Origin of the sequence: Pseudomonas sp. 10-1B, assembly GCF_000935045.1 — a bacterium.
GTDB lineage: Bacteria > Pseudomonadota > Gammaproteobacteria > Pseudomonadales > Pseudomonadaceae > Aquipseudomonas.
In genome coordinates this window covers 75,035-97,695 of sequence record NZ_JYKS01000027.1, presented here as the reverse complement: position 1 = coordinate 97,695, position 22,661 = coordinate 75,035, and the positions used below count along the sequence as shown (strand labels likewise).

Here is a 22,661-nt window from a genome sequence, read left to right as displayed (position 1 = left end):
CGATTTAGTCCCAAAGCGTGACCATGAAGTCAATCGTTTCTAAACGTTTCGCGACTTTGGTCTAAGAACGCCACCTGCGCTACAGGATAATGACAATCCTATAAATCCAAAATGACTGTTTTATGAATTTGTAAGATTTTTACGGAATATGGATGAAACCTTTACTACCACTCGTTGTAGCGGCCTCACCTTTAATAACCGTTGGTTATTTGCAAACGTTTGCTCATAACCTAATTCCGTCTCGTTCTATAAGGACCAAAAAGCGTAGCAGGCGCCTTTGGTTTCGCCATTGAGCAATGGTCACCCACCGTGCGGCCTATGCGATCAATGTGGGACTGCCTTGTATTGCCTGGACTGGCCTCATCGCCGGCAAGCCAGCTCCCACAGGTACTGCACAGGGCCTGAGACCTATGCGGCCGCTCCCACATTGATCGCAGCAGCTCTCCTGGGCTTAAGGCATTTGCCTCCTAAGCTAATGCAAAAAAGTTATTTATTTTAAATTTCTTAGATCATTTAGCCTTCTCGCCATCCATCACACCCGATTGCCTGACGAGAGGTTCACCATGATCCCGCACGCTCCGCTGCGCCTGTTCGCCGCCCTGGCCCTCGCCAGTGCCAGCTGGTTGGCTCAGGCTGCCGACCTGACCGTGGCCTACCAGACCACAGTCGACCCGGCCAAAGTGGCGCAGGTCGATGGCGACTATGAAAAAGCCAGCAAGGCCAGCATCGACTGGCGCAAATTCGACAACGGTGCCGACGTGATCACCGCCGTGGCCAGCGGCGACGTACAGATCGGCTACCTCGGTTCCAGCCCGCTGGCTGCCGCCGCCACCCGCAAGCTGCCGGTCGAGACCTTCCTCATCGCCACGCAGATTGGCGCCGGTGAAGCACTGGTCGCCCGCGACAGCATCAAAACCCCGCAAGACCTGGTCGGCAAGAAAGTCGCCGTGCCGTTCGTCTCCACCGGCCACTACAGCCTGCTGGCGGCACTGAAAAGCTGGAACATCGACCCGTCCAAGGTGCAGATCCTCAACCTGGCACCACCAGCCATCATTGCCGCGTGGAAGCGCGGCGACATCGATGCCACCTACGTCTGGGACCCGGCCCTGGGCGTGGCCAAGGAAAACGGCAAGGTGCTGATCACCTCCGGCGAACTGGCTGAAAAAGGCGCGCCAACCTTCGACGCATGGATCGTGCGCAAGGACTTCGCCAGCAAGCACCCAGAGGTGGTCAAGGCCTTCGCCAAAGTCACCCTCGACGCCTACGCCGACTACCGCAACGACCCGAAGGCCTGGCTGGCCAACCCCGACAACGTGACCAAGCTGGCCAAGCTGTCCGGGGCCAAGCCCGCCGACATCCCGGTGCTGCTGCAGGGCAACGTCTACCCGCTGGCTGCCGACCAGGCCAACGCACTGGGCGCGCCGACCACTCAGGCACTCACCGACACGGCCACCTTCCTCAAGCAGCAAGGCAAGGTCGATGCAGTGCTGCCGGACTACTCGCCGTACGTCAGCGCCCAGTATCTCCCCAACTAAGCCTGTAGCAACCGACCGGAGCCTGCCATGGCCTTGCTCGAACTGGAGCGCATCAGCGCACAGTACCCCGGTGCCGCCACCCCGGTACTGGCCGACATCAACCTGAGCCTGGGGCCACGCCAGTTGCTGGTGGCCCTGGGGCCTTCGGGCAGCGGCAAGACCTCGCTGCTCAACCTGATCGCCGGCTTCGTCGCCCCCAGCGGCGGGCGCATCACCCTCGACGGCGTGCCTGTTCAAGGCCCGAGTGCCGAGCGCGGCGTGGTGTTCCAGGACGATGCGCTGCTGCCCTGGCAGAACGTGCTGGGCAATGTCGCCTTCGGCCTGGAACTGGCCGGCGTGCCGCGCGCCGAGCGTGAAGCCAAAGCCCGCGAGATGCTGGTCCTGGTCGACCTCGACGGCTTTGGCGAACGGCGTATCTGGCAATTGTCCGGTGGCCAGAAACAGCGCGTGGGCCTGGCCCGGGCGCTGGCGGCCGACCCTCGGGTGCTGCTGATGGACGAGCCGTTCGGCGCACTCGACGCGTTTACCCGCGAGCAGATGCAGGAGCTTCTGTTGCAGGTGTGGCAACGCACTGCCAAACCGGTGTTCCTGATTACCCATGACATCGAAGAAGCGGTGTTCCTCGCCAGCGAGCTGGTACTGCTGGCGCCCAACCCGGGGCGCGTGGTGGAACGCCTGCAACTGGACTTCGGCCAGCGCTATGCCGCTGGCGAACCGGCCCGGGCGATCAAGTCCGATCCACGTTTCATCGAAACCCGCGAGCATGTTCTGGCCCGCGTGTTCTCCCAACGCCAAAACCTGCAGGAGCGCGCATGAGCAGCCTGGACCTGCCGGTCGCCGGCAAACGCAATGCCCAACCGCAGCCAGCCGCCAAGCTGCGCCGCCCTCTGTCCACCCGCTGGATCAGCACCCTGACCCTGGGCAGCCTGCTGCTGGCTTGGTGGCTGGTGACCGCGGCCGGCTGGATCGAGCCACTGTTCCTGCCCTCGCCCGCCGACATCCTGGCCAAGGCCTGGACCCTGCTGTCCCAGGGCTACATGGACGCCAGCCTGTGGCAACACCTGGGCGCCAGCCTCGGGCGTATCGGCGTTGCCCTGCTGGCCGCCACCCTGACAGCCATCCCGGTGGGCATCGCCATCGGCTACAACCGAGTGGCGCGCGGCATTCTCGACCCGCTGATCGAGTTCTACCGGCCGATCCCGCCGCTGGCCTACCTGCCATTGATCGTCATCTGGTGCGGCATCGGCGAGTTGTCGAAGGTGCTGCTGATCTTCCTGGCGATCTTCGCCCCGATCGCCATTGCCACCGCCACCGGTGTACGCACCGTCGACCCGGCCAAGCTGCGCGCGGCGCAATCGCTGGGCGCGACCAAGGCCCAGCTGATCCGCCATGTGATCCTGCCTAGCGCGTTGCCCGACATCCTCACCGGCATCCGCATCGGCCTGGGCGTCGGCTGGTCGACCCTGGTGGCCGCCGAGCTGATCGCCGCCACCAGCGGCCTGGGCTTCATGGTGCAGTCGGCGGCGCAGTTCCTGGTCACCGATGTGGTGGTGCTGGGCATCCTGCTGATCGCCCTGATCGCCTTCGCCCTGGAAATGAGCCTGCGCGCCCTGCAACGCAAACTGGTGCCATGGCACGGGCAAAGCCACTGATTGCTGACTGACCACGCCGGCAACCCGGCGCCTAGAACGAGAAAAGACATGAGCCTGACCGTTACCCCTCTCAGCCCGGCACTCGGCGCCCAGATCAGCGGCGTGGACATCAGCCGCGACATCACCGCCCAAGAGCGCGACGCCATCGAGCAGGCGCTGCTCCAGCACCAGGTGCTGTTCTTCCGCGACCAGCCGATCACCCCGGAGCAACAGGCGCGCTTCGCCGCCCGCTTCGGCGACCTGCACATCCACCCGATCTACCCCAACGTGCCGGAAACCCCGCAGGTGCTGATCCTCGACACGGCGGTCACCGATGTGCGCGACAACGCCGTGTGGCACACCGACGTGACCTTTTTGCCGACCCCGGCACTGGGTGCGGTGCTCAGCGCCAAGCAGCTACCGGCCTATGGTGGCGACACCCTGTGGGCCAGCGGCATCGCGGCCTTCGAGGCCTTGTCGGCGCCGCTGCGGGAAATGCTCGCTGGGCTGACCGCCACCCACGACTTCACCAAGTCGTTCCCGCTGGAGCGCTTTGGCACTACGCCGGAAGACCTGGCGCGCTGGGAAGCCACGCGGCGCAACAACCCACCACTGTCGCACCCGGTGGTGCGCACGCATCCGGTGAGCGGGCGCAAGGCGTTGTTCGTCAATGAGGGGTTCACCACGCGCATCAATGAACTGAGCGAACTGGAAAGCGAGGCGCTGCTGAAGCTGCTGTTCGCCCATGCGACACGGCCGGAGTTCAGCATTCGCTGGCGGTGGCAGGAGCATGACGTGGCGTTCTGGGACAACCGCGTGACCCAGCATTTTGCGGTGGATGATTATCGGCCGAACCGGCGGGTGATGCATCGGGCGACCATCCTCGGGGATGTGCCCTTTTAGTTGTTGCCTGTGCCGGCCTCTTCGCGGGCTCGCCCGCTCCCACAGGTCCGGCACAGGTTTCGAAACCTGTGATGTACCTGTGGGAGCGGGCGAGCCCGCGAAGAGGCCAGGACAGGAAAGCCTGGTCAGCGGACCAGATGCAGGAACTGCATGTGCCGCTCGTACTGGTCGAGGATGTCGTTGATGATCTGCTCCTTGCTGTAGCCCACCAGGTCATAGTTCTGGCTGCCTTCGCTCAGGTGCACCTCGGCCCGGTAATAGCGGCGGTTCTTCAACTCCTGCGTACCCAGCCCACCCAGGGCGAACGATGGCGTGAAGTAGCCGCGCATCTGCACCTGGTAAATGAACGGCTGCTCCTCGCCATGGCCAATCTTCAAGCTGACGTTGTCGTGGCTCGGGTCGTCCTGGGTGATCAGCACCAGGCCCTTCTGCTCGAACACTTCACGTACATCGGCAATCGCCGGGCGCACCACGTCGTCCATGAAGCGGTACACCTCATCCCGCGACGGAAAGTGCACCGCCTGGCTCAGGCGCTGGCGCCAGCCACCCCGGCCACGGCGTGACTGGGCGAACGGTGCCAACGAATGCATCTGCGCAATCTGCCGCTGCGACTCCAGGTAGAAGGCCTTGTGCAGCCCCCACATCATGCACAGCAGAATCAGCGAGAACGGCAGCGAGGTCAGCACCACCGCCGACTTCAGCGAATCGATGCTGCCGGCGAACAACAGCGCGCTGGTGATCAGCGCGGTCATCGCGCCCCAGAAGATGCGCAGCCAGTTCGGCCCGTCCTCATCGGCTGCACCGCCCTTGGCCGACAAGGTCGACAGCACCACGGTGCCCGAGTCGGCCGAGGTAACGAAGAACACGAAGCTGATGAACACCGTCATGGCGATCACCACCTTGCTCCAGGGGTAGGTCTCCAGCAGCAGGTACAGGCTCATCGCCGGGTTATCCAAGGCCGACTGGCCAAGCGCGGTCATGCCGTGGTTGATGACCTGGTCCAGGGCACTGTTGCCGAAGATCGACATCCACGCCAGGGTGAAGCCCAACGGGATCAGCAGCACGCCAAAGACGAACTCGCGGATGGTGCGGCCACGGGAGATGCGGGCGATGAACAAGCCCACGAACGGCGCCCAGGCAATCCACCAGGCCCAGTAGAACACCGTCCAACTGCCCAGCCAGCCACGGTTCTCGCCGTAGGCATACACGTCGAAACTCTTGCGCGGCAAGGCCCCCAGGTAGTCACCCAGGTTCTGGATCAGGGTGTTGAACAGGTGCTGGGTAGGCCCGGCGAACAGCACGAACAACAGCAGCGCGCAGGCCAGGAACAGGTTGATGTCGCTCATCACCCGCACGCCCTTCTCCACCCCGGCGACCGCCACGGCCACCGCTGCGCCCATCATCAGGGTGATGAGGATTACCTGCACCCACTGGCTGTGGCTGATGCCGAACAGGTAGTCGAGGCCGGCGTTCAGGTGCAGCACGCCAAAGCCCATGTCGGCGCCCAGGCCGAATACCGTGGCGATGATGCCGAAGCCATCCACTGCATAGCCAATCGGCCCGTTGATGCGCTTGCCGATCAGCGGGTACAGCGCCGAACGCAGCGCCAGTGGCAGGTTATGGCGGTAGGCGAAATAGGCCAGGGCCATGCCGACGAAGGCGAACACCCCCCAGCCATGCAGGCCCCAGTGCAGGAACAGCACCTGCATCGCCTGGCGCCCGGCCTCGGCCGTGCCCGCTTCGCCCTGGGGCGGCTGCAGCATGTGGGTCAGGGGTTCGGAAACGCAGAAGAAGAACAAGGTGATGCTGATGCCGGCGGCGAACAGCATGCCGGCCCACGACAGGTAGCTGAACTCGGGTTCGTCGTGGTCGGCACCGAGCTTGATCTTGCCGTAGCCGGACAAGGCGGTGACCACCACGAAGACCAGGTACAGCGTCATCGCCAGCATGTAGTACCAGCCGACCGTGTTGGCCGCCCAGTTCTGCGCCGCCAGCAACCAGTCGCCTGCGGTTTGCGGATTGGTGATGACCACCAGGCCGAAGATGAGGATGAAACTTGCCGCAAAGTAGAACACCGGGGGGTTCATGCGGATCTTGCCATTGGCAAGGGAAGGGGTCGGTGCACTCATCGGGCGTGCACCTCGTCGAATGACGTAAGGCTCGGAATGAACGGGTTCAGCAAAGGAATCCTCCTGTTGAACACCGGCAGCGGACCAGCGTTTTTCATTGAACAAGCGTTCAAGTTAAACATGGATCGGATTTCAATGCGAATTGGGGCGCTGATTGGTGCACTCCTGTGCCGGCCTCTTCGCGGGCTTGCCCGCGAAGAGGCCATTACAGGCTAAAGAAATGCCAGATCAGTTCTTGTCCTGGCAATCCAGCTGCAGGTTGGCCTGGGTAATGTTGCTCTCGGCCGGCACGCTGCGGGTCAGCCACACATTGCCGCCAATGGTCGAACCTTTGCCGATGGTAATCCGGCCCAGTACCGTGGCCCCGGCATAGATCACCACATCGTCCTCGACGATGGGGTGGCGCGGCAGGCCTTTGTGCAGAGTGCCCGACTCATCGCTGGGGAAGCGCTTGGCGCCAAGCGTCACCGCCTGGTAGATACGCACACGCTCACCGATGATCGCGGTTTCGCCGATCACCACGCCGGTACCGTGGTCGATGAAGAAGCTCGGGCCAATCTGCGCCCCCGGGTGAATGTCGATACCAGTGGCCGAATGCGCCAGCTCCGAGCTGATCCGCGCCAGCAGCGGCAAGCCGGCCTGGTACAGGTGATGCGCCAGGCGGTGGTGGATGATCGCCAGGATGCCCGGGTAGCACAGCAGTACTTCATCGACGCTGCGCGCCGCCGGGTCACCGTGGTAGGCGGCCAGCACGTCGGTGTCGAGCAGCACACGCAGCTCTGGCAGGGCAGCAGCGAAACCTTGGACCAGGCTCAACGCATGGGCATCGACGCCGGCCGGTTCAGCCTTGCTTTGCCGTGCGGCGTAGCGCAGCTCCAGACGGGCCTGGGCCAGCAAGGCGGTCAGCGCGGCATCCAGGGTATGGCCGACATAGAAGTCCTCGCTTTCTTCACGCAGGTCGACCGGGCCGAGGCGCATGGGGAACAGCGCGCCACACAGTTGTTCCAGAATCTGCTGCATCGCCTCGCGCGAAGGCAGCTCACGCCCGCCCTGCTCGCCGCTGCTGCGGCCATTGCGGGTGCGCCATTGCTCACGGGCACCGCGCAAGCCGGTGACGATGCTCTGCAACTGCCAGTGCCCGGATGAAGGTTGTTCGCTCACGGTTTTCTCCTGCCTGAGTAGGCCAAACTATTTTTATCGGCAGGCTTGGCCTCTTCGCGGGTAAACCCGCTCCCACAAGGACCCACAGATCCTGAGCCTTGTGGTGTACCTGTGGGAGCGGGTTCACCCGCGAAAGGGCCAGACCTGCCTACATGCAATCCACTTTACGGCAAATCCAAGGCTTGGAAAAAACAACGCTTTATTCCATCCTGCGCTAAGTCAGGCATAAGCAGCGATGACGGAGTAGGCATCCTCGCCTACCCTCAAAGCAGCCAGCACCTGGCACAAATCAAAAAGGAAATAACAAAATAATTTTTTAGTATTTCCTGGCCTAAGCAGCCAACCCTATAGTCGCCACCCACTACTTACACAACAAGCGCGGGGCTCTGACATGTCGAAATTCGCCAAACCGCTACTCAACGCCAGCCTGGCTTTCCTGCTGGGTGCCGGCCTGCTCGGCCAGGCCTTCGCTGGCGAGCAGCTGAAGACCATCCAGGAAAAAGGCGTGATCAACGTCGGCCTGGAAGGCACCTATCCACCGTTCAGTTTCCAGGACGAAAACGGCAAGCTGACCGGCTTCGAAGTAGAGCTGTCCGAACTGCTGGCCAAGGAGCTGGGGGTCAAGGCCAAGGTGCAGCCGACCAAGTGGGACGGCATTCTTGCCGCGCTGGAGTCCAAGCGCCTGGACGTGGTGATCAACCAGGTGACCATTTCCGAAGAGCGCAAGAAGAAGTACGACTTCTCCGAGCCCTACACCATCTCCGGCATCCAGGCGCTGATCCTGAAGAAAAAGGCCGAGCAGTTGAATATCCACAAGGCTGCCGACCTGGCCGGCAAGAAGGTCGGCGTGGGCCTGGGCACCAACTATGAGCAGTGGGTGAAGCAGGACGTGCCGCAAGCCGATGTACGCACCTATGAAGACGACCCGAGCAAGTTCGCCGACCTGCGCAACGGCCGTATCGATGCCATCCTGATCGACCGCCTGGCCGCGCTGGAATACGCGCAAAAAGCCAAGGACACCGAACTTGCCGGCGATGCCTTCTCGCGCCTGGAAAGCGGCGTGGCCCTGCGCAAGGGCGAGCCAGAGCTGCTTGAGGCGATCAACAAGGCACTGGACAAGCTCAAGGCTGACGGCACGCTGGCCAAGCTGTCCGAGAAATACTTCGGTGCCGATGTCACCAAATGATCGCTGAAAGCCTGCAACTCGTTGTCGACTCCACGCCCTTCCTGCTGAAGGGCGCGGGTTATACGGTGCTGCTCAGCGTTGGCGGCATGTTCTTCGGCCTGGTGCTGGGCTTTGCCCTGGCGCTGATGCGGCTGTCGAAGATTCTGCCGCTGAACTGGCTGGCGCGGGTCTACGTGTCGTTCTTCCGCGGCACGCCGCTGCTGGTGCAGCTGTTCGTGATCTACTTCGGCATGCCGCAGATCGGCATCGAACTCGACCCGATCCCTGCCTCGCTGATCGGCCTGTCGCTGAACATGGCAGCCTACATCTGCGAAATCCTGCGCGCGGCGATCTCGTCGATCGACCGTGGCCAGTGGGAAGCCGCCGCCAGCATCGGCATGACCCGCGTCCAGGCCATGCGCCGGGCGATCCTGCCACAGGCCTTGCGCACTGCCCTGCCACCGTTGGGCAACAGCTTCATCTCGCTGGTCAAGGACACCGCCCTGGCGGCGACCATCCAGGTGCCCGAGCTGTTCCGCCAGGCCCAGCTGATTACCGCGCGCACCTTCGAAGTGTTCACCATGTACGTGGCGGTCGCGGTCATCTACTGGGTGCTGTGCAGCATCCTCGCGCACTTCCAGAACCGCATGGAAGCGCGAGTCAACCAGCATGACCAGGAGCACTGAGCATGATTGAAGTCAAAGGCCTGACCAAGCGGTTCAAGGGCCAGACCGTGCTCGACGGTATCGACCTGACCGTGCAACCCGGCGAAGTGGTGGCCATCATCGGCCCCAGCGGCTCGGGCAAGACCACCTTCCTGCGCTGCCTCAACCTGCTGGAAACCCCCGATGCCGGGCAGATCCAGATCGGTGATATCAGCATCGATGCCAACCGCCCGCTGGGCGGGCAGCAAAGTGCGATCCGCCGTTTGCGCCAGCAGGCCGGGTTCGTGTTCCAGAACTTCAACCTGTTCCCGCACCGCACCGCCCTGGAGAACGTGATCGAGGGGCCGGTGATCGTCAAGAAGACACCCCGCGAACAGGCCATCGAGCTGGGCCGGCGCCTGCTGGCCAAGGTCGGCCTGGCGGGCAAGGAAGACGCCTACCCACGGCGCCTGTCCGGTGGCCAGCAGCAACGAGTGGCCATCGCCCGCGCCCTGGCCATGGAGCCGGAGGTGATCCTGTTCGACGAACCGACCTCGGCGCTGGACCCGGAACTGGTGGGTGAAGTGCTGGCGACCATCCGCGGCCTGGCCGAGGAACAGCGCACCATGATCATCGTCACCCACGAGATGAGCTTTGCCCGCGATGTGGCGAACCGGGTGATCTTCTTCGACAAGGGCGTGATCGTTGAGCAGGGTGAGGCCAAGGCGCTGTTCGCGGCGCCGAAGGAAGAGCGTACCCGGCAGTTCCTGCGCAAGTTCCTCGGTACTGCTGCCTCCGAGTAAACCTGCTCCGACCCTATCGCCGGCAAGCCAGCTCCCACAAGGTCACCACAGCACTCAAGGTCTGTGGTGTCCGTGTGGGAGCTGGCTTGCCGGCGATAGGGCCGGAACATCCACAGCAAATCCCCCTTCTATACATATTCCAAAGAGTTAGTTCATAAACTTTTTATAAAGCATTAGGGTATATAAACCGGACCACCGGACCAGCACACATCTGTCGCGACCAGCTGTAGCGGCATAACTATTTTGTGAGGTCAGGAATGGTCAGGATCACAATCACCCCAGTGCGGAACGCCAGGGCATTGAGTGCAGCCAAGGAGCGGTACTGATGTCCAGCCAAGCCAATACCCAACTCCACAGCGATCTCGACAGCTCGCCCCTGCTGCTGCCGGCCAAGGTACTGCGCAATGACGCCGAAGCCCTGCAAGCGGCCCGCGAACTGGCCGAGGTCGCCCGCGTGCAGGCCGCGCGCCGCGACCAGCAACGCAAACTGCCATGGGCCGAAATCGAGCTGTTCACCCGCAGCGGCCTGGGCAGCATCAGCGTACCCAAGGCCCACGGCGGCCCCGATGTCTCGTTCGAAACCGTAGCCGAAGTGTTCCGCCTGATCAGCGCCGCCGACCCGGCCCTGGGGCAGATCCCGCAGAACCAGTTCGGCATGTTGCAACTGCTGCGCCTGACCGCCAACGAGGCGCAACAGGCAGTGATCTTCCGCAGCGTGCTGGACGGCTGGCGCATCGGCAACGCTGGCCCAGAGCGCGGCACCAAGGACACCCTCACCCTCAAGGCCAGGATCACCCGCGTAGGCGACAGCTATCGCATCAGTGGCGAGAAGTTCTATTCCACCGGCGCCCTGTTCGCCCACTGGGTGGCGGTGAAGGCGCTGGACGAAGAAGGCCGCCAGCGCCTGGCGTTCGTGCGCCGTGGCAGCCCGGGGCTGCGTATCGTCGATGACTGGTCCGGGTTCGGCCAGCGCACCACTGCCAGCGGCACCGTGCTGCTCGACCAGGTGCCGGTGGATGCGGAGCTGGTGATCGACAACTGGCGCCAGCGTGATGTTCCGAATATCCAGGGCGCTGCCTCGCAGCTGATCCAGGCGGCAATCGACGCCGGCATCGCCGAAGCGGCGATCGCAGATGCGATCAGTTTCGTGCGTGAAAAATCCCGGCCGTGGATCGAGGCCAATGTCGACCGCGCCAGTGACGACCCCTACGTGATCGCCGACATCGGCCGCCTGAAACTCGAACTGCACGCTGCCGAAGCGCTGCTGCGCAAGGCCGCGCGGGTACTCGACGAGGTCAATGCCGCGCCGATCGACGCGGCAAGTGCGGCGCGGGCTTCGATCGCGGTGGCCGAAGCCAAGGTGCTGACCACCGAGGTCGCCCTGCAGGCCAGCGAAAAGCTGTTCGAGCTGGCCGGCAGCCGCGCCACCCTCGCCGAGTTCAACCTCGACCGCCACTGGCGCAATGCGCGGGTGCACACCCTGCATGACCCGGTGCGCTGGAAGTATCACGCGGTGGGTGCCTACCACCTTAACGGCACCTTGCCTGCGCGGCATTCCTGGATCTGATTTGCTGATTTTGGGGCTGCTACGCAGCCCTTCGCGGGCATGCCCGCTCCCACAGGATTATCACCGCCTGAACGGGCATCACTTTACCTGTGGGAGCGGGCGTGCCCGCGAAGGGCCGCGAAGCGGCCCCCGGAGAACCTCATGACAATCGCTATCATCACCAGCGACACCGAAGCCCTGGCTGTCGCCGAAGACATCGCCCAACAACTGCGCCGCGACAGCGCCCTGCGCGACCGCGAGCGCCGCCTGCCGCACGCCGAGCTGGAGCTGTTCACCCGCTCCGGCCTGTGGGCCATCAGCGTGCCCAAGGCCTTCGGCGGAGCCGGCGTGTCCAACGTCACCCTGGCCAAGGTCATCGCCCGCATCGCCCAGGCCGATGGCTCGCTCGGGCAGATCCCGCAAAACCATTTCTACGCACTGGAAGTGCTGCGGGTAAACGGCACCGCCGAACAGCAACAGCGCCTGTATGCCGAAGTACTGGCCGGCCGCCGTTTCGGCAACGCCCTGGCCGAACTGGGCACCAAGACCGCCAACGAACGCAACACGCGCCTGACCCGCGAGGGCGACGGTTTTCGCATCAACGGCCGCAAGTTCTACTCCACCGGCGCCATCTACGCCCAGCGCATACCCACCTCGGTCATCGATGAACAGGGTGTGCAGCACCTGGCCTTCGTCCCGGCCGACAGCCAGGGCCTGCAGGTGATCGACGACTGGAGCGGCTTCGGCCAGCGCACCACCGGCAGCGGCTCGGTAGTGTTCGACAACGTGTTCGTCAGCGCCGCCGATGTGCTGCCATTCCAGAGCGCCTTCGAGCGCCCCACCCCGGTCGGCCCGCTGGCGCAGATCCTCCATGCCGCCATCGACACCGGCATCGCCCGCGCCGCCTATGAAGATGCCCTGCACTTCGTGCGCACCCGCAGCCGCCCCTGGGTCGACTCCGGCCAGGACAAGGCCACGGACGACCCGCTGACGCTGAAGAGCTTCGGCCACCTGGCAATCCGCCTGCATGCCGCCGAGGCCCTGCTGGAGCGCGCCGGCGAATACCTCGACCGCGCCCGCGACGACAGCAGCGCCGACAACGTTGCCGCGGCCTCCATCGCCGTGGCCGAAGCACGCGCCATCAGCACCGAGATCGCCCTTGCTGCCGGCACTGCCCTGTTCGAGCTGGGCGGCAGCCAGGCCACCCTGGCCGAGCACAACCTCGACCGCCACTGGCGCAACGCCCGCGTGCACACCCTGCACGACCCGGTGCGCTGGAAGTACCACGCCATCGGCAACTACTACCTCAACGATGCCAACCCGCCACGCAGGGGGACCATCTGATGGCCAAGCAGATTTTGCTCAATGCCTTCAACATGAACTGCGTCGGGCACATCAACCATGGCCTGTGGACCCACCCACGGGACACCTCGACCCAGTACAAGTCCCTGGACTACTGGACCAACCTGGCGCGCCTGCTGGAGCGCGGCCTGTTCGACGGGCTGTTCATCGCCGACATCGTCGGCACCTACGACATCTACGGCCAGTCGCTGGACCTCACCCTGAAAGAGTCGATCCAGTTGCCAGTCAACGATCCGTTGCTGCTGGTCTCGGCCATGGCCGCGGCCACCCGCAACCTGGGCTTCGGCCTTACCGCCAACCTCACCTACGAGGCGCCGTACCTGTTCGCCCGGCGCCTTTCCACCCTGGACCACCTGAGCAATGGCCGGGTGGGCTGGAACATCGTCACCGGCTATCTCGACAGCGCCGCCCGGGCCATGGGCCTGGAACAGCAACCAGAGCATGACCGCCGCTACGACCAGGCCGACGAATACCTGCAGGTGCTGTACAAGCTGCTGGAAGGCAGCTGGGCCAACGATGCCGTGGTCGCCGACCGCGAGCAGCGCGTCTACGCCCGGCCCGACAAGGTGCGCAAGGTCCAGCACCATGGCGAGTTCTACAAGGTCGACGGTTACCACCTGTGCGAACCCTCGCCGCAGCGCACGCCGGTACTGTTCCAGGCCGGCAGCTCGCAGCGGGGCCTGGCGTTCGCCGGCAACCATGCCGAATGCGTGTTCATCAGTGGCCAGGACAAGGCCGCCACCCGCGCCCAGGTCGACAAGGTGCGCGCCGCCGCCCAGGCCGCAGGCCGCGATCCGCAGGCGGTCAAGGTGTTCATGGGCATCACGGTTATCGTCGCTGCGACCGAGCAACAGGCCCAGGCCAAGCACGCCGAGTACCTGCGCCATGCCAGCGCCGAGGCCGGGGTCGCGCACTTCGCCGCCTCCACCGGTATCGACTTCGCCGCCTACGGCCTGGACGAGCCGATTGCCTTCAACCAGGGCAACGCCATCCAGTCCGCCACGCGCCAGCTGCAGGACAACGCCTGGACCCGCCGGCGCCTGCTGCAGCAACACGCCCTGGGTGGCCGCTATGTGACCCTGGTCGGCGCACCCGAGCAGGTTGCCGAGCAACTGATCGCCTGGCTCGACGAGACCGGCCTGGACGGTTTCAACCTGACCCGCACCGTCACCCCGGAAAGTTTCGAAGACTTCATCGACCTGGTCATCCCGCAGTTGCAACAGCGTGGCCGCTACAAGACCGCCTACGCCGAAGGCACCCTGCGCGAGAAGCTGTTCCAGGCCGACCACCCACACCTGCCCGCCGACCACCCTGGTTCGGCTTACCGCTTTGCCACTAGCCCTGCACCGACTGGAGCCCTGCACCATGCTTGAGAAACTGTTCCGGCCCGTCGCGGCCATTGCCCTCACCCTCGGCCTGGCCACCGGCGCACTGGCCGCCGAGCCCTTGAAGATCGGCACCACCTCCGCCTTCGCCATCCCCCTGGAGGCCGCGGTGGAAGAGGCGCACAAGCAAGGCCTGGAAGTGAAGCTGATCGAGTTCAGCGACTGGATCGCGCCGAATGTCAGCCTCAACAGCGGCGACATCGACGTGAACTACTTCCAGCACATCCCGTTCCTGGAAAACGCCAAGGCTGCCGCAGGCTTCAACCTGGTGCCCTATGCCCCGGGCATCATCAACAACGTTGGCCTGTACTCGAAAAAGTACAAAAGCTTCGCCGACCTGCCGGAAGGCGCCAGCGTGGCCATCGCCAACGACCCGATCAACAGCGGCCGTGGTTTGCAGCTACTGGCCAAGGCTGGGCTTATCACCCTCAAGCCAAGTGTCGGCTACAAGGCCACCGAGGACGACATCGTCGCCAACCCGAAAAAGCTGAAGATCCTGCAAGTAGAGGCGGTGCAACTGGTACGTGCCTATGACGACGCCGACCTGGTGCAGGGTTACCCCGCCTACATTCGCCTGGCCAACAGTTTCGATGCAGGTTCCGCGCTGCTGTTCGACGGCCTGGAAAACAAGGAATACGTGATCCAGTTCGTCATCCGCCCACAAAGCAAGGACGACCCACGCCTGGCCAGGTTCGTCGACATCTATCAGCACTCGCCAGCGGTCCGTGCGGCCCTGGACAAAGCCCACGGCAAGCTCTACCAGGCCGGTTGGGAGGGCTGACATGAGCCAGGCCAGCGCGCTCAGGGCGCCCACCGTACAACCACTGCCGCCAACGGCCCGGGAGCAGGCCCTGCGCCCGGAGGTCAATGAAGCCCACGTACGCTTCATCGGCCTGGGCAAGACCTACCCGGGCCAGGCGCAACCGGCACTGCAAGGCATCGACCTGAATATCCGCCATGGCGAGATCTTCGGCATCATCGGCCGCAGCGGTGCCGGCAAGTCATCGCTGCTGCGCACCATCAATCGCCTGGAGCAACCCAGCCAGGGCCGGGTGCTGATCGACCAGGTGGACATCGCGCCCTTCGACGAGGACCAGCTGGTGGCCCTGCGCCGGCGCATCGGCATGATCTTCCAGCACTTCAACCTGATGTCGGCCAAGACCGTATGGCAAAACGTCGAGCTGCCGTTGAAGGTGGCAGGCGTGGCCAAGGCCGAACGCCAGCGCAAGGTGCGCGAGCTGCTGGAGCTGGTCGGCCTGCAGGAAAAGCACCACGTATACCCGGCGCAATTGTCTGGCGGGCAGAAGCAGCGGGTGGGCATTGCCCGAGCGCTGGTGCACGACCCCGAGATCCTGCTGTGCGATGAAGCCACCTCGGCGCTGGACCCGGAAACCACCGCCTCGATCCTCGAGCTGCTGCGTGACATCAACCAGCGCCTGGGCCTGACCATCGTGCTGATCACCCACGAGATGGCGGTGATCCGCGATATCTGCCACCGGGTAGTGGTGCTGGAGCGCGGTGAAGTGGTCGAACAGGGCGAGGTCTGGCGGGTGTTCGGCTCACCACGCCACGAGGTCACCCGTACCCTGCTGGCACCGTTGCAAGCCAGGCTGCCGGCAGCGCTGCAAGCCAGCCTGCAGGCCAGCCCGGCGAGCCGCGACAGCGCTGTGGTGCTGAAACTGACACTGCTCGGCGAGCCAGAGCTGTCTGCCCTGTTCAATGACCTGGGTGGCCGTGTACGCCTGCTTCAGGGCGGTGTGGAAACCATCGGCGAGCATGCCCTGGGGCGGCTGATCCTGTCGGTGCAGCACTCGCCGCACGACAGCCACCAATTGCTGGAGCGTGCCCGCCGCTGGGCCGAGGACGTGGAGGTACTGGGCCATGTGGTTTGATCGCCTGCTGGAAGGTTTGCTCGATACCCTGCTGATGGTCGGCGTGTCGTCGCTGATCGCCCTGCTGGTGGGGGTTCCGATGGCGGTACTGTTGGTCACCAGCGACAAGGGCGGGATCTTCGAGGCACCGCTGTTGAACCGGGTACTGGGCGCCTTCGTCAACCTGTTCCGCTCGATCCCGTTCCTGATCCTGATGGTCGCGCTGATCCCCTTCACCCGCCTGGTGGTGGGCACCACCTATGGCGTGTGGGCGGCGGTGGTTCCACTGACCATCGCCGCCACGCCGTTCTTCGCGCGGATTGCCGAGGTGAGCCTGCGCGAAGTCGACCATGGCCTGGTGGAAGCCGCACAGGCCATGGGTTGCCGGCGCTGGCACATTGTCTGGCACGTGCTGTTGCCTGAAGCGCTGCCGGGGATCGTCGGCGGCTTCACCATTACCCTGGTGACCCTGATCAACTCCTCGGCCATGGCCGGGGCGATCGGCGCCGGGGGCTTGGGGGATATCGCCTACCGCTATGGCTACCAGCGCTTCGACAGCCAGATCATGCTGACCGTGATCGCCATGCTGGTGGCGCTGGTGGCTTTGATCCAGCTGGGTGGGGATCGCTTGGCGAAGAGCTTGAACAAACGATAAACAGGGGGCCGCTGCGCGCCCCATCGCCGGCAAGCCAGCTCCCACAGGTACCGCGCAGGCCTCAAGGCTTGTGCAACCGCTGTGGGAGCTGGCTTGCCGGCGATGGGCCGCAAAGCGGCCCCGCAATCTCAACCCCAACGCAAATCCGCAGCCGGCACTGGCCGCCCAAACCAGTAACCCTGCCCCAGCTGACACAGCTCCTGCAGCAGGAAACTGGCCTGCTCCGCCTGTTCGATCCCCTCGGCATGCACCTGCATGCCCATGCTGCGGGCCAGGGCAATGATCACCCGCACGATCGCCGCATCATCCTCATCCAGTGGCAACCCGGCGACGAAGCCCTGATCGATCTTCAGTTTCTGTACCGGCAAGCGCTTGAGCCGCAGCAACGATGAATAGCCGGTGCCAAAGTCATCGATGGCCAAGGTCACGCCCAATTCACGCAAACGGTGCAATTGCTCCAGCGCCACTTCCGGGTCTTCCATCACCGCGCTTTCGGTCACTTCCAGCTCCAGCAGAGCCGGAGCCAGGCCGGTGTCGTGCAGCACTTCGGCAACCTGTCGGTACAGCTCGTGCTGGCCAAACAGGCGGCTGGAAATATTCACCGCCACGAATGCCAGCTGCCGGCCTTGTTCCTGCCATTGCACCATCTGCCGGCACGCCTGGCGCAACACCCAGGTATCGATCTCGGCAATCAGCCCGGTGCGCTCGGCAATCGGGATGAACTCGCCCGGCGGCACCAGGCCACGCTGAGGGTGCTGCCAGCGCACCAACGCCTCGACCCCGACCTGGCTGCCGCTCGCCAGGTCATGCACCGGCTGGTAGAACACCCGCAGCTCGTTCTGCTCCAGGGCCCGGCGCAGCTCGCCGGCAGTCTCGACCCGGTGCTGGGCGTGGGCGGTCAGCTCCTCGGTGTACAGCGCATAGCAGGCCCGCCCGTTGCTCTTGGCCTTGTACAAGGCCGAGTCGGCGTTGCGCAGCAACTGTTCGGCACTCAAGGCATCGCTGGGGAACAGGCTGATGCCCGCGCTGACACTGATGAACAGGCGATGGCCATCGAACAGGAACGGCTCGCGCATGCGCTCGATGATGCACTGCGCCAGCTTGCCCGCCTGGCCAACCTGCTGACAGTTCTCGGCCAGCACGCCGAACTCGTCGCCGCCCAGCCGCGCCAGGGTCACGCCGGCGCCCAGCACCTCCCCCAGGCGCTCGCCCACCAGTTTCAGCAACTGGTCGCCGATGGTGTGGCCAAGGCCGTCGTTGATGCTCTGGAAGTGGTCCAGGTCCAGCAGCAGCAGGGCACAACCGCGCTTGTTGGCCTGGGCTGCGGCCAGCGCCTGCCCGACCCGGTCGGTGAACAGCAGGCGGTTGGGCAGGCCGGTCAGCGGGTCGTGGTGGGCCAGGTAGGCCAGTTCCTGCTCCGAATGCTTGATCGCGCTGATGTCACTGAACACCGCCACGTAATGGCTGAGCTCACCTTGGTCATCACGTATGGCGCAAATGGTCTGCCATTGCGGGTAGATTTCACCGCTCTTGCGCCGGTTCCAGATTTCCCCGCTCCACTCGCCCTTTTCGGCCAAGGTGGCAAAGATCTGCTGGTAGAACGTCAGGCCATGGCGACCCGACTTGAACTTGTTCGGGCGCTGGCCGATGACCTCGTCCTGCTGGTAGCCGGTGATGCGCATGAACGCGCGGTTGACGTGCACGATCAGGCCTTGGCGGTCGGTCACCAACACGCCTTCGAGGGTACTGTCGAACACCGCGGCAGCCATGCGCAGCCGCTCACGGTCTTCGCAACGCAAGCGCGCGCCGACGCCAATGAAGTTGAGCAGGCGCACCCGCGACAGGTAAATCAGCAAGGCGCTGAGCAGCACCCAGACCACCACGTTGATCTGCCGCCCAACGGTCAATGCCAAGGGGTCGTCAGTCATGCCGTGCAGCATCACCTCGGCCAGCGCCAGCCAGAGGATCGAGAGCACCACATACAGCGCAGCCATGCGCAAGGCGTCGCGAACGGAAACAGACATGTCGGGTGCAATTGCCCATCAAAAAGGAGGGGGCATTATAAAGGCTGAAACATGTCGTGACTTCCTATCTGAACGGGTGACTGTTTTTATTTCCCGGCCAAGGGATAATCAGCCCCTCCTCCTGCTTTCCGAGGGTTTTCATACCTATGTGGTACAACGGCCTGCTCGACTTGTCGGCCTGGCAACTGGTCGGCATCACCTTGCTGATGACCCACGTGACCATTGTCAGCGTCACGGTCTACCTGCATCGCTATTCCGCGCACCGGGCCCTGGAGCTCAATGGCGCGCTCAAGCACTTCTTCCGTTTCTGGCTGTGGCTGACCACGGCGCAGAACACACGCGAATGGACAGCCGTCCACCGCAAGCACCACGCCAAGTGCGAAACCCCGGACGACCCGCACAGCCCGCTTTACAAAGGCCTGGGCACGGTGCTGCGCAAGGGCGCCGAGCTGTACCGGGAAGAGGCGCGCAACCCCGAAACCCTGCGTATCTACGGCAAGAACTGCCCGGATGACTGGATCGAGCGCAACCTCTACTCACGTTACAAGCTGGGCGGCATCGCGCTGATGGCGGTGATCGACCTGCTGCTGTTCGGCACCATCGGCATCACCATCTGGGCGGTGCAGATGATGTGGATTCCGTTCTGGGCGGCCGGCGTGGTCAACGGCCTGGGCCACGCCCTCGGCTACCGCAACTTCGAATGCCGCGACGCCGCCACTAACCTGGTGCCGTGGGGCATCGTCATCGGTGGCGAAGAGCTGCACAACAACCACCACACCTACCCCAACTCGGCCAAGCTGTCGGTCAAGCGCTGGGAGTTCGACATGGGCTGGGCGTGGATCCGCCTGTTCTGCCTGCTGCGCCTGGCCAAGGTACAGCGCGTGGCACCCATCGCCCACCGGGTGGCGGGCAAGGCCAGCCTGGACATGGACACCGCCATGGCCATTCTCAACAACCGCTTCCAGATCATGGCCCAGTACCGCAAGCTGGTGATCGGCCCGCTGGTCAAGCAGGAGCTGGCGCGGGTCGATGCCTCGGTGCGCCACCACTTCCGCCGTGCCAAGCGCCTGCTGTCGCGCGAAACCAGCCTGCTGGAAGACCGCCACCATGTGCGCATCGAGTCCATGCTCGCGCACAGCCAGGCACTCAAGACCATCTACGAAAAGCGCCTGGCCCTGCAGCAGATCTGGGCGCGCACCAGCGCCAACGGCCACGACATGCTGGCCGCCATGAAGGACTGGGTACACGAGGCCGAAAGCAGCGGCATTCACGCTCTGCGCGACTTCGCGACACAGCTCAAGACCTACTCCCTGCGCCCGACCGGCGCCTGACCGCCGTTGATCGGCATGCCCCCTTGGCGGGGCGTGCCGCCCGGAACTTCACCCCCTGGTTGCCACTCAAATCCGGCACATCGCCCCGCGTGGCGGGCCGGATGCTGGCCGCACGCATTCCTGTCGAGACCTGCTCCGTGCACATGGCTAAGAACATTCCAACGATACTGCCCGGCACACCCCCTCCCGAGGCCGCCCAGACCCTTCTTTCGCTGCTCCACGCCCAGGGCGAAGTTGCCCGCCTGAGCGAGCGCGAGCAGCTGTTCAGCTCGTTGCTCGACAGCGTCAATGCAGTGCTCTGGGCCTTCGACTGGGAAACCCGCCAGGTGCTGTACGTAAGCCCTGCCTACGAGCGCATTTTCGGCCGCCCGGCCAGCCTGGTGATGGCCGACTACAACGAATGGCGCGACAGCATCTACCCCGACGACCTGGAGTTCGCCGAGCGCAGCTTGGCCCAGGTGCTGCTCAAGGGCTCGGTGGAAGACCGCGAGTACCGCATCCTCACCGCCGACGGCCAGCTGCGCTGGCTGAGCGACAAGTGCTACATCAACCAACAACGCGATGATGAGCGGGTGATCATCGTAGGCATCGCCGAGGACATCACCGAGAAGAAGCAGCTCGAAGGTGAATTGCAGCGCCTGGCCACTACCGACGTGCTGACCCAGAGCAGCAACCGTCGGCACTTCTTCGAGTGCGCCCAGCAAGCCTTCGACAGCGCCCGCGAAAATGGCACGCCGCTGGCCTTCCTGCTGCTGGACATCGACGATTTCAAGCACGTCAACGACAGCTATGGTCACCAGGAAGGCGACCAGGTGCTGCAGCGCATCGCCGACAGCGGCAAGGCCGTGCTACGCCGCGGCGACCTGTTCGGGCGCATTGGCGGCGAGGAGTTTGCAGCGGTGTTCCCGGGCTGCAATGCGCAGATGGCGGAGCAGATTGCCGAGCGCCTGCAGCGGCAGATTCAGCACTTGAGCTTCAGCCATGGGCAGCAGACATACGGGGTGACTGTGAGCCAGGGGCTGACCGGGCTGACTGACGAGGATGTGGCACTGGACAGCCTGTATGCCCGGGCCGATGCGGCGATGTACCGGGCCAAGCGGCAGGGCAAGAACCAGATCGTCCGCGGGTGACACTTAAAGACCGTCGCGATCCCTGTGGGAGCAACTGTCTTCCATTGCCTGGGCCGGCCTCATCGCCGGCAAGCCGGCTCCCACAGGTACTGCACAGGGCTTGAGGCCTGTGCGGTCGAGGTCAACGACTTAGGCTGTCGGCTTGGTTTCGGCGCTCTCCACCTTGCGCAGCCGGCTCAACTCCGGCAGACCGACTTTGAGCAACCGCGCGGTCTTGCCACTGGCCAGCCTCTCCAGCCCCTGCTCGGGCGGCAGCCGCGACAGCTGCCCGGCCAGGTTCATGGCCAGGATCTCCCGTGAATACACGCCACCACCCAGCTGGTAGATGGCCGCGACCAACTCGCGCAATGCCAGCGGCAACCGCCAACGGGTACGCAACGCCGAGCCAAACGCTGCACCGAACTCGTTGAGCGACAGCTGTACCTTGTCCTCGTCCAGCTCGCCCCCGGCCTGCCGCCATTCCTGCAGGCAGCGCAACACCGCCAGGTCGCCCAGGCAATGCAGCAACCCCGCGCAATAGCAGCGCCCCTCGTCCAGCTCGAACATGCGCGCCAAGGTCCGGCCATATTCGGCAGTGTGCAGCGAAAGGCCCCAGTAATAGGCCGCATGCTGCGTCAGCAGCGGGTCGCTGAGCCGCGCGCTGCGCTTGAGGGTCATGCCCAGGATCAGGTTCATGCTCTGGGTGCTGCCAAGCTTGTTCAAGGCCTGTAGCAATGTTTGCACAGGCGCGTCGCGGTGCATGGCCGCACTGTTGGCAGCGGCAATCAGCACCGCGGTGATCTGTGGGTCACTACCCACTTCCTCTTCTAACACCTTGAGGTTAAGGCCCTGGGGGTTGAGTGCGCGTTTGATCGCGACCTGCACGTCGGCAAACAGCGGCCCGCCGTCAGCGATGGCGCGGCGCTGTTCAAGAAAAGCAGGCAGGCTGACACCAGGCTGCAAGGACGGCACCGGGCAGGCGACTTGTTCGCCAACGGCCAGCAGCAGCTCTTCCAGGCGCTTGCGCAGGTTGTCGAGGTTCAGCGGCTTGCTCAGGTAGGCCGTGGGGTGCAGGGGCAACGCTTCTCGCACACTGGAGCTATCACTGCGCTCGCTCATGAGGATGAACGGCAGGCCGGGGTTGTCTCGCTTGGCGCGCACCTTGCGTAGCAGATCGAGGCCATCGACACCGGACAGCTCACGGGCGGCGATGATCAGGTCGGGCTTGCTCGACAGCGCGGTCATGGCCTGGGTGCCGTCGGCACAGACCTCCAGCCGGGCATCGCAGCGCACGCTGAGCAGCATTTCACGGAGCATGTCACGCACCCAAGGATCGCCTTCGACGATCAGAACGCGGGGAGGGTGGGGGTCTGCAGCGCTCATGGGCGACTCCTGAATGATCCTGGC

19 protein-coding genes are annotated in these 22,661 nt (G+C 64.2%); 15 read left to right on the top strand and 4 right to left on the bottom strand.

Features of this window, described 5'->3' with window-relative positions:
- The first annotated feature begins 563 nt into the window (after window positions 1-563).
- From tauA to tauD, 4 genes are read left to right on the top strand one after another with little or no spacing between them, the layout of a single operon-like run.
- Window positions 564-1,535, top strand: coding sequence for a taurine ABC transporter substrate-binding protein (gene tauA / locus TZ03_RS16530; protein WP_051099144.1), 972 nt, complete (start codon window positions 564-566; stop codon window positions 1,533-1,535).
- Between the two features lie 27 nt (window positions 1,536-1,562).
- Window positions 1,563-2,351: a taurine ABC transporter ATP-binding subunit gene (gene tauB, locus TZ03_RS16525; protein WP_051099142.1), complete on the top strand. Its 789-nt coding sequence runs from the start codon at window positions 1,563-1,565 to the stop codon at window positions 2,349-2,351.
- Window positions 2,348-3,187 carry a taurine ABC transporter permease TauC gene (gene tauC / locus TZ03_RS16520; protein ID WP_051099140.1) on the top strand — a complete coding sequence of 280 codons (840 nt, stop codon included), beginning with the start codon at window positions 2,348-2,350 and terminating at the stop codon, window positions 3,185-3,187. The genes tauB and tauC overlap by 4 nt, the downstream gene beginning before the upstream one ends.
- A gap of 48 nt (window positions 3,188-3,235) precedes the next feature.
- Window positions 3,236-4,069 carry a taurine dioxygenase gene (gene tauD, locus TZ03_RS16515; protein ID WP_051099137.1) on the top strand — a complete coding sequence of 278 codons (834 nt, stop codon included), beginning with the start codon at window positions 3,236-3,238 and terminating at the stop codon, window positions 4,067-4,069.
- A gap of 125 nt (window positions 4,070-4,194) precedes the next feature.
- Here tauD and betT read toward each other — a convergent pair whose 3' ends face one another.
- A complete protein-coding gene (betT, locus tag TZ03_RS16510) occupies window positions 4,195-6,156 on the bottom strand; it encodes a choline transporter BetT (RefSeq protein WP_177328477.1) in 1,962 nt (653 codons plus the stop codon).
- Between the two features lie 270 nt (window positions 6,157-6,426).
- Window positions 6,427-7,359, bottom strand: coding sequence for a serine O-acetyltransferase EpsC (gene epsC / locus TZ03_RS16500; RefSeq protein ID WP_051099131.1), 933 nt, complete (start codon window positions 7,357-7,359; stop codon window positions 6,427-6,429).
- Between the two features lie 391 nt (window positions 7,360-7,750).
- Here epsC and tcyJ point away from each other — a divergent pair, with 391 nt between their 5' ends.
- The 9 genes from tcyJ to TZ03_RS16455 all read left to right on the top strand — a co-directional run bounded on the left by tcyJ (window position 7,751) and on the right by TZ03_RS16455 (window position 16,790).
- A complete protein-coding gene (gene tcyJ / locus TZ03_RS16495) occupies window positions 7,751-8,545 on the top strand; it encodes a cystine ABC transporter substrate-binding protein (RefSeq protein ID WP_051099129.1) in 795 nt (264 codons plus the stop codon).
- Complete coding sequence (tcyL, locus tag TZ03_RS16490; RefSeq protein WP_051099126.1) at window positions 8,542-9,210, top strand: cystine ABC transporter permease; 669 nt, start codon at window positions 8,542-8,544, stop codon at window positions 9,208-9,210. Before tcyJ ends, tcyL begins: the two co-directional genes overlap by 4 nt.
- 2 nt (window positions 9,211-9,212) lie before the next feature.
- Entirely contained in the window at window positions 9,213-9,971 is a 759-nt protein-coding gene (tcyN, locus tag TZ03_RS16485) for an L-cystine ABC transporter ATP-binding protein TcyN (RefSeq protein ID WP_051099125.1), read from the top strand.
- Window positions 9,972-10,296: 325 nt separating this feature from the next.
- A complete protein-coding gene (locus TZ03_RS16480; protein ID WP_051099124.1) occupies window positions 10,297-11,538 on the top strand; it encodes an SfnB family sulfur acquisition oxidoreductase in 1,242 nt (413 codons plus the stop codon).
- Window positions 11,539-11,679: 141 nt separating this feature from the next.
- Window positions 11,680-12,861, top strand: coding sequence for an SfnB family sulfur acquisition oxidoreductase (locus TZ03_RS16475; protein WP_051099123.1), 1,182 nt, complete (start codon window positions 11,680-11,682; stop codon window positions 12,859-12,861).
- The gene (locus TZ03_RS16470; RefSeq protein WP_051099121.1) at window positions 12,861-14,252 is read left to right on the top strand and encodes an LLM class flavin-dependent oxidoreductase; all 1,392 of its coding nucleotides are present in this window, start codon (window positions 12,861-12,863) and stop codon (window positions 14,250-14,252) included. Before TZ03_RS16475 ends, TZ03_RS16470 begins: the two co-directional genes overlap by 1 nt.
- Window positions 14,245-15,045: a MetQ/NlpA family ABC transporter substrate-binding protein gene (locus TZ03_RS16465; protein WP_051099119.1), complete on the top strand. Its 801-nt coding sequence runs from the start codon at window positions 14,245-14,247 to the stop codon at window positions 15,043-15,045. The genes TZ03_RS16470 and TZ03_RS16465 overlap by 8 nt, the downstream gene beginning before the upstream one ends.
- Before the next feature lies 1 nt (window position 15,046).
- Complete coding sequence (locus TZ03_RS16460) at window positions 15,047-16,156, top strand: methionine ABC transporter ATP-binding protein (RefSeq protein WP_051099117.1); 1,110 nt, start codon at window positions 15,047-15,049, stop codon at window positions 16,154-16,156.
- Entirely contained in the window at window positions 16,146-16,790 is a 645-nt protein-coding gene (locus tag TZ03_RS16455) for a methionine ABC transporter permease (RefSeq protein ID WP_051099114.1), read from the top strand. The genes TZ03_RS16460 and TZ03_RS16455 overlap by 11 nt, the downstream gene beginning before the upstream one ends.
- Window positions 16,791-16,918: 128 nt before the next feature.
- Here the strand turns inward: TZ03_RS16455 and dibA are convergent, their stop codons facing one another.
- Window positions 16,919-18,814, bottom strand: coding sequence for a phosphodiesterase DibA (dibA, locus tag TZ03_RS16450; RefSeq protein WP_051099113.1), 1,896 nt, complete (start codon window positions 18,812-18,814; stop codon window positions 16,919-16,921).
- 146 nt (window positions 18,815-18,960) lie between these two features.
- On the opposite strand from dibA, the gene desA reads away from it, so the two are divergent.
- Window positions 18,961-20,145, top strand: coding sequence for a delta-9 fatty acid desaturase DesA (gene desA / locus TZ03_RS16445; protein ID WP_051099112.1), 1,185 nt, complete (start codon window positions 18,961-18,963; stop codon window positions 20,143-20,145).
- Window positions 20,146-20,246: 101 nt separating this feature from the next.
- Window positions 20,247-21,275, top strand: coding sequence for a GGDEF domain-containing protein (locus TZ03_RS16440; RefSeq protein WP_051099111.1), 1,029 nt, complete (start codon window positions 20,247-20,249; stop codon window positions 21,273-21,275).
- 129 nt (window positions 21,276-21,404) lie between these two features.
- On the opposite strand, the gene TZ03_RS16435 is transcribed toward TZ03_RS16440, so the two are convergent.
- Window positions 21,405-22,637: a response regulator gene (locus TZ03_RS16435; RefSeq protein WP_051099109.1), complete on the bottom strand. Its 1,233-nt coding sequence runs from the start codon at window positions 22,635-22,637 to the stop codon at window positions 21,405-21,407.
- Window positions 22,638-22,661 lie beyond the last annotated feature (24 nt).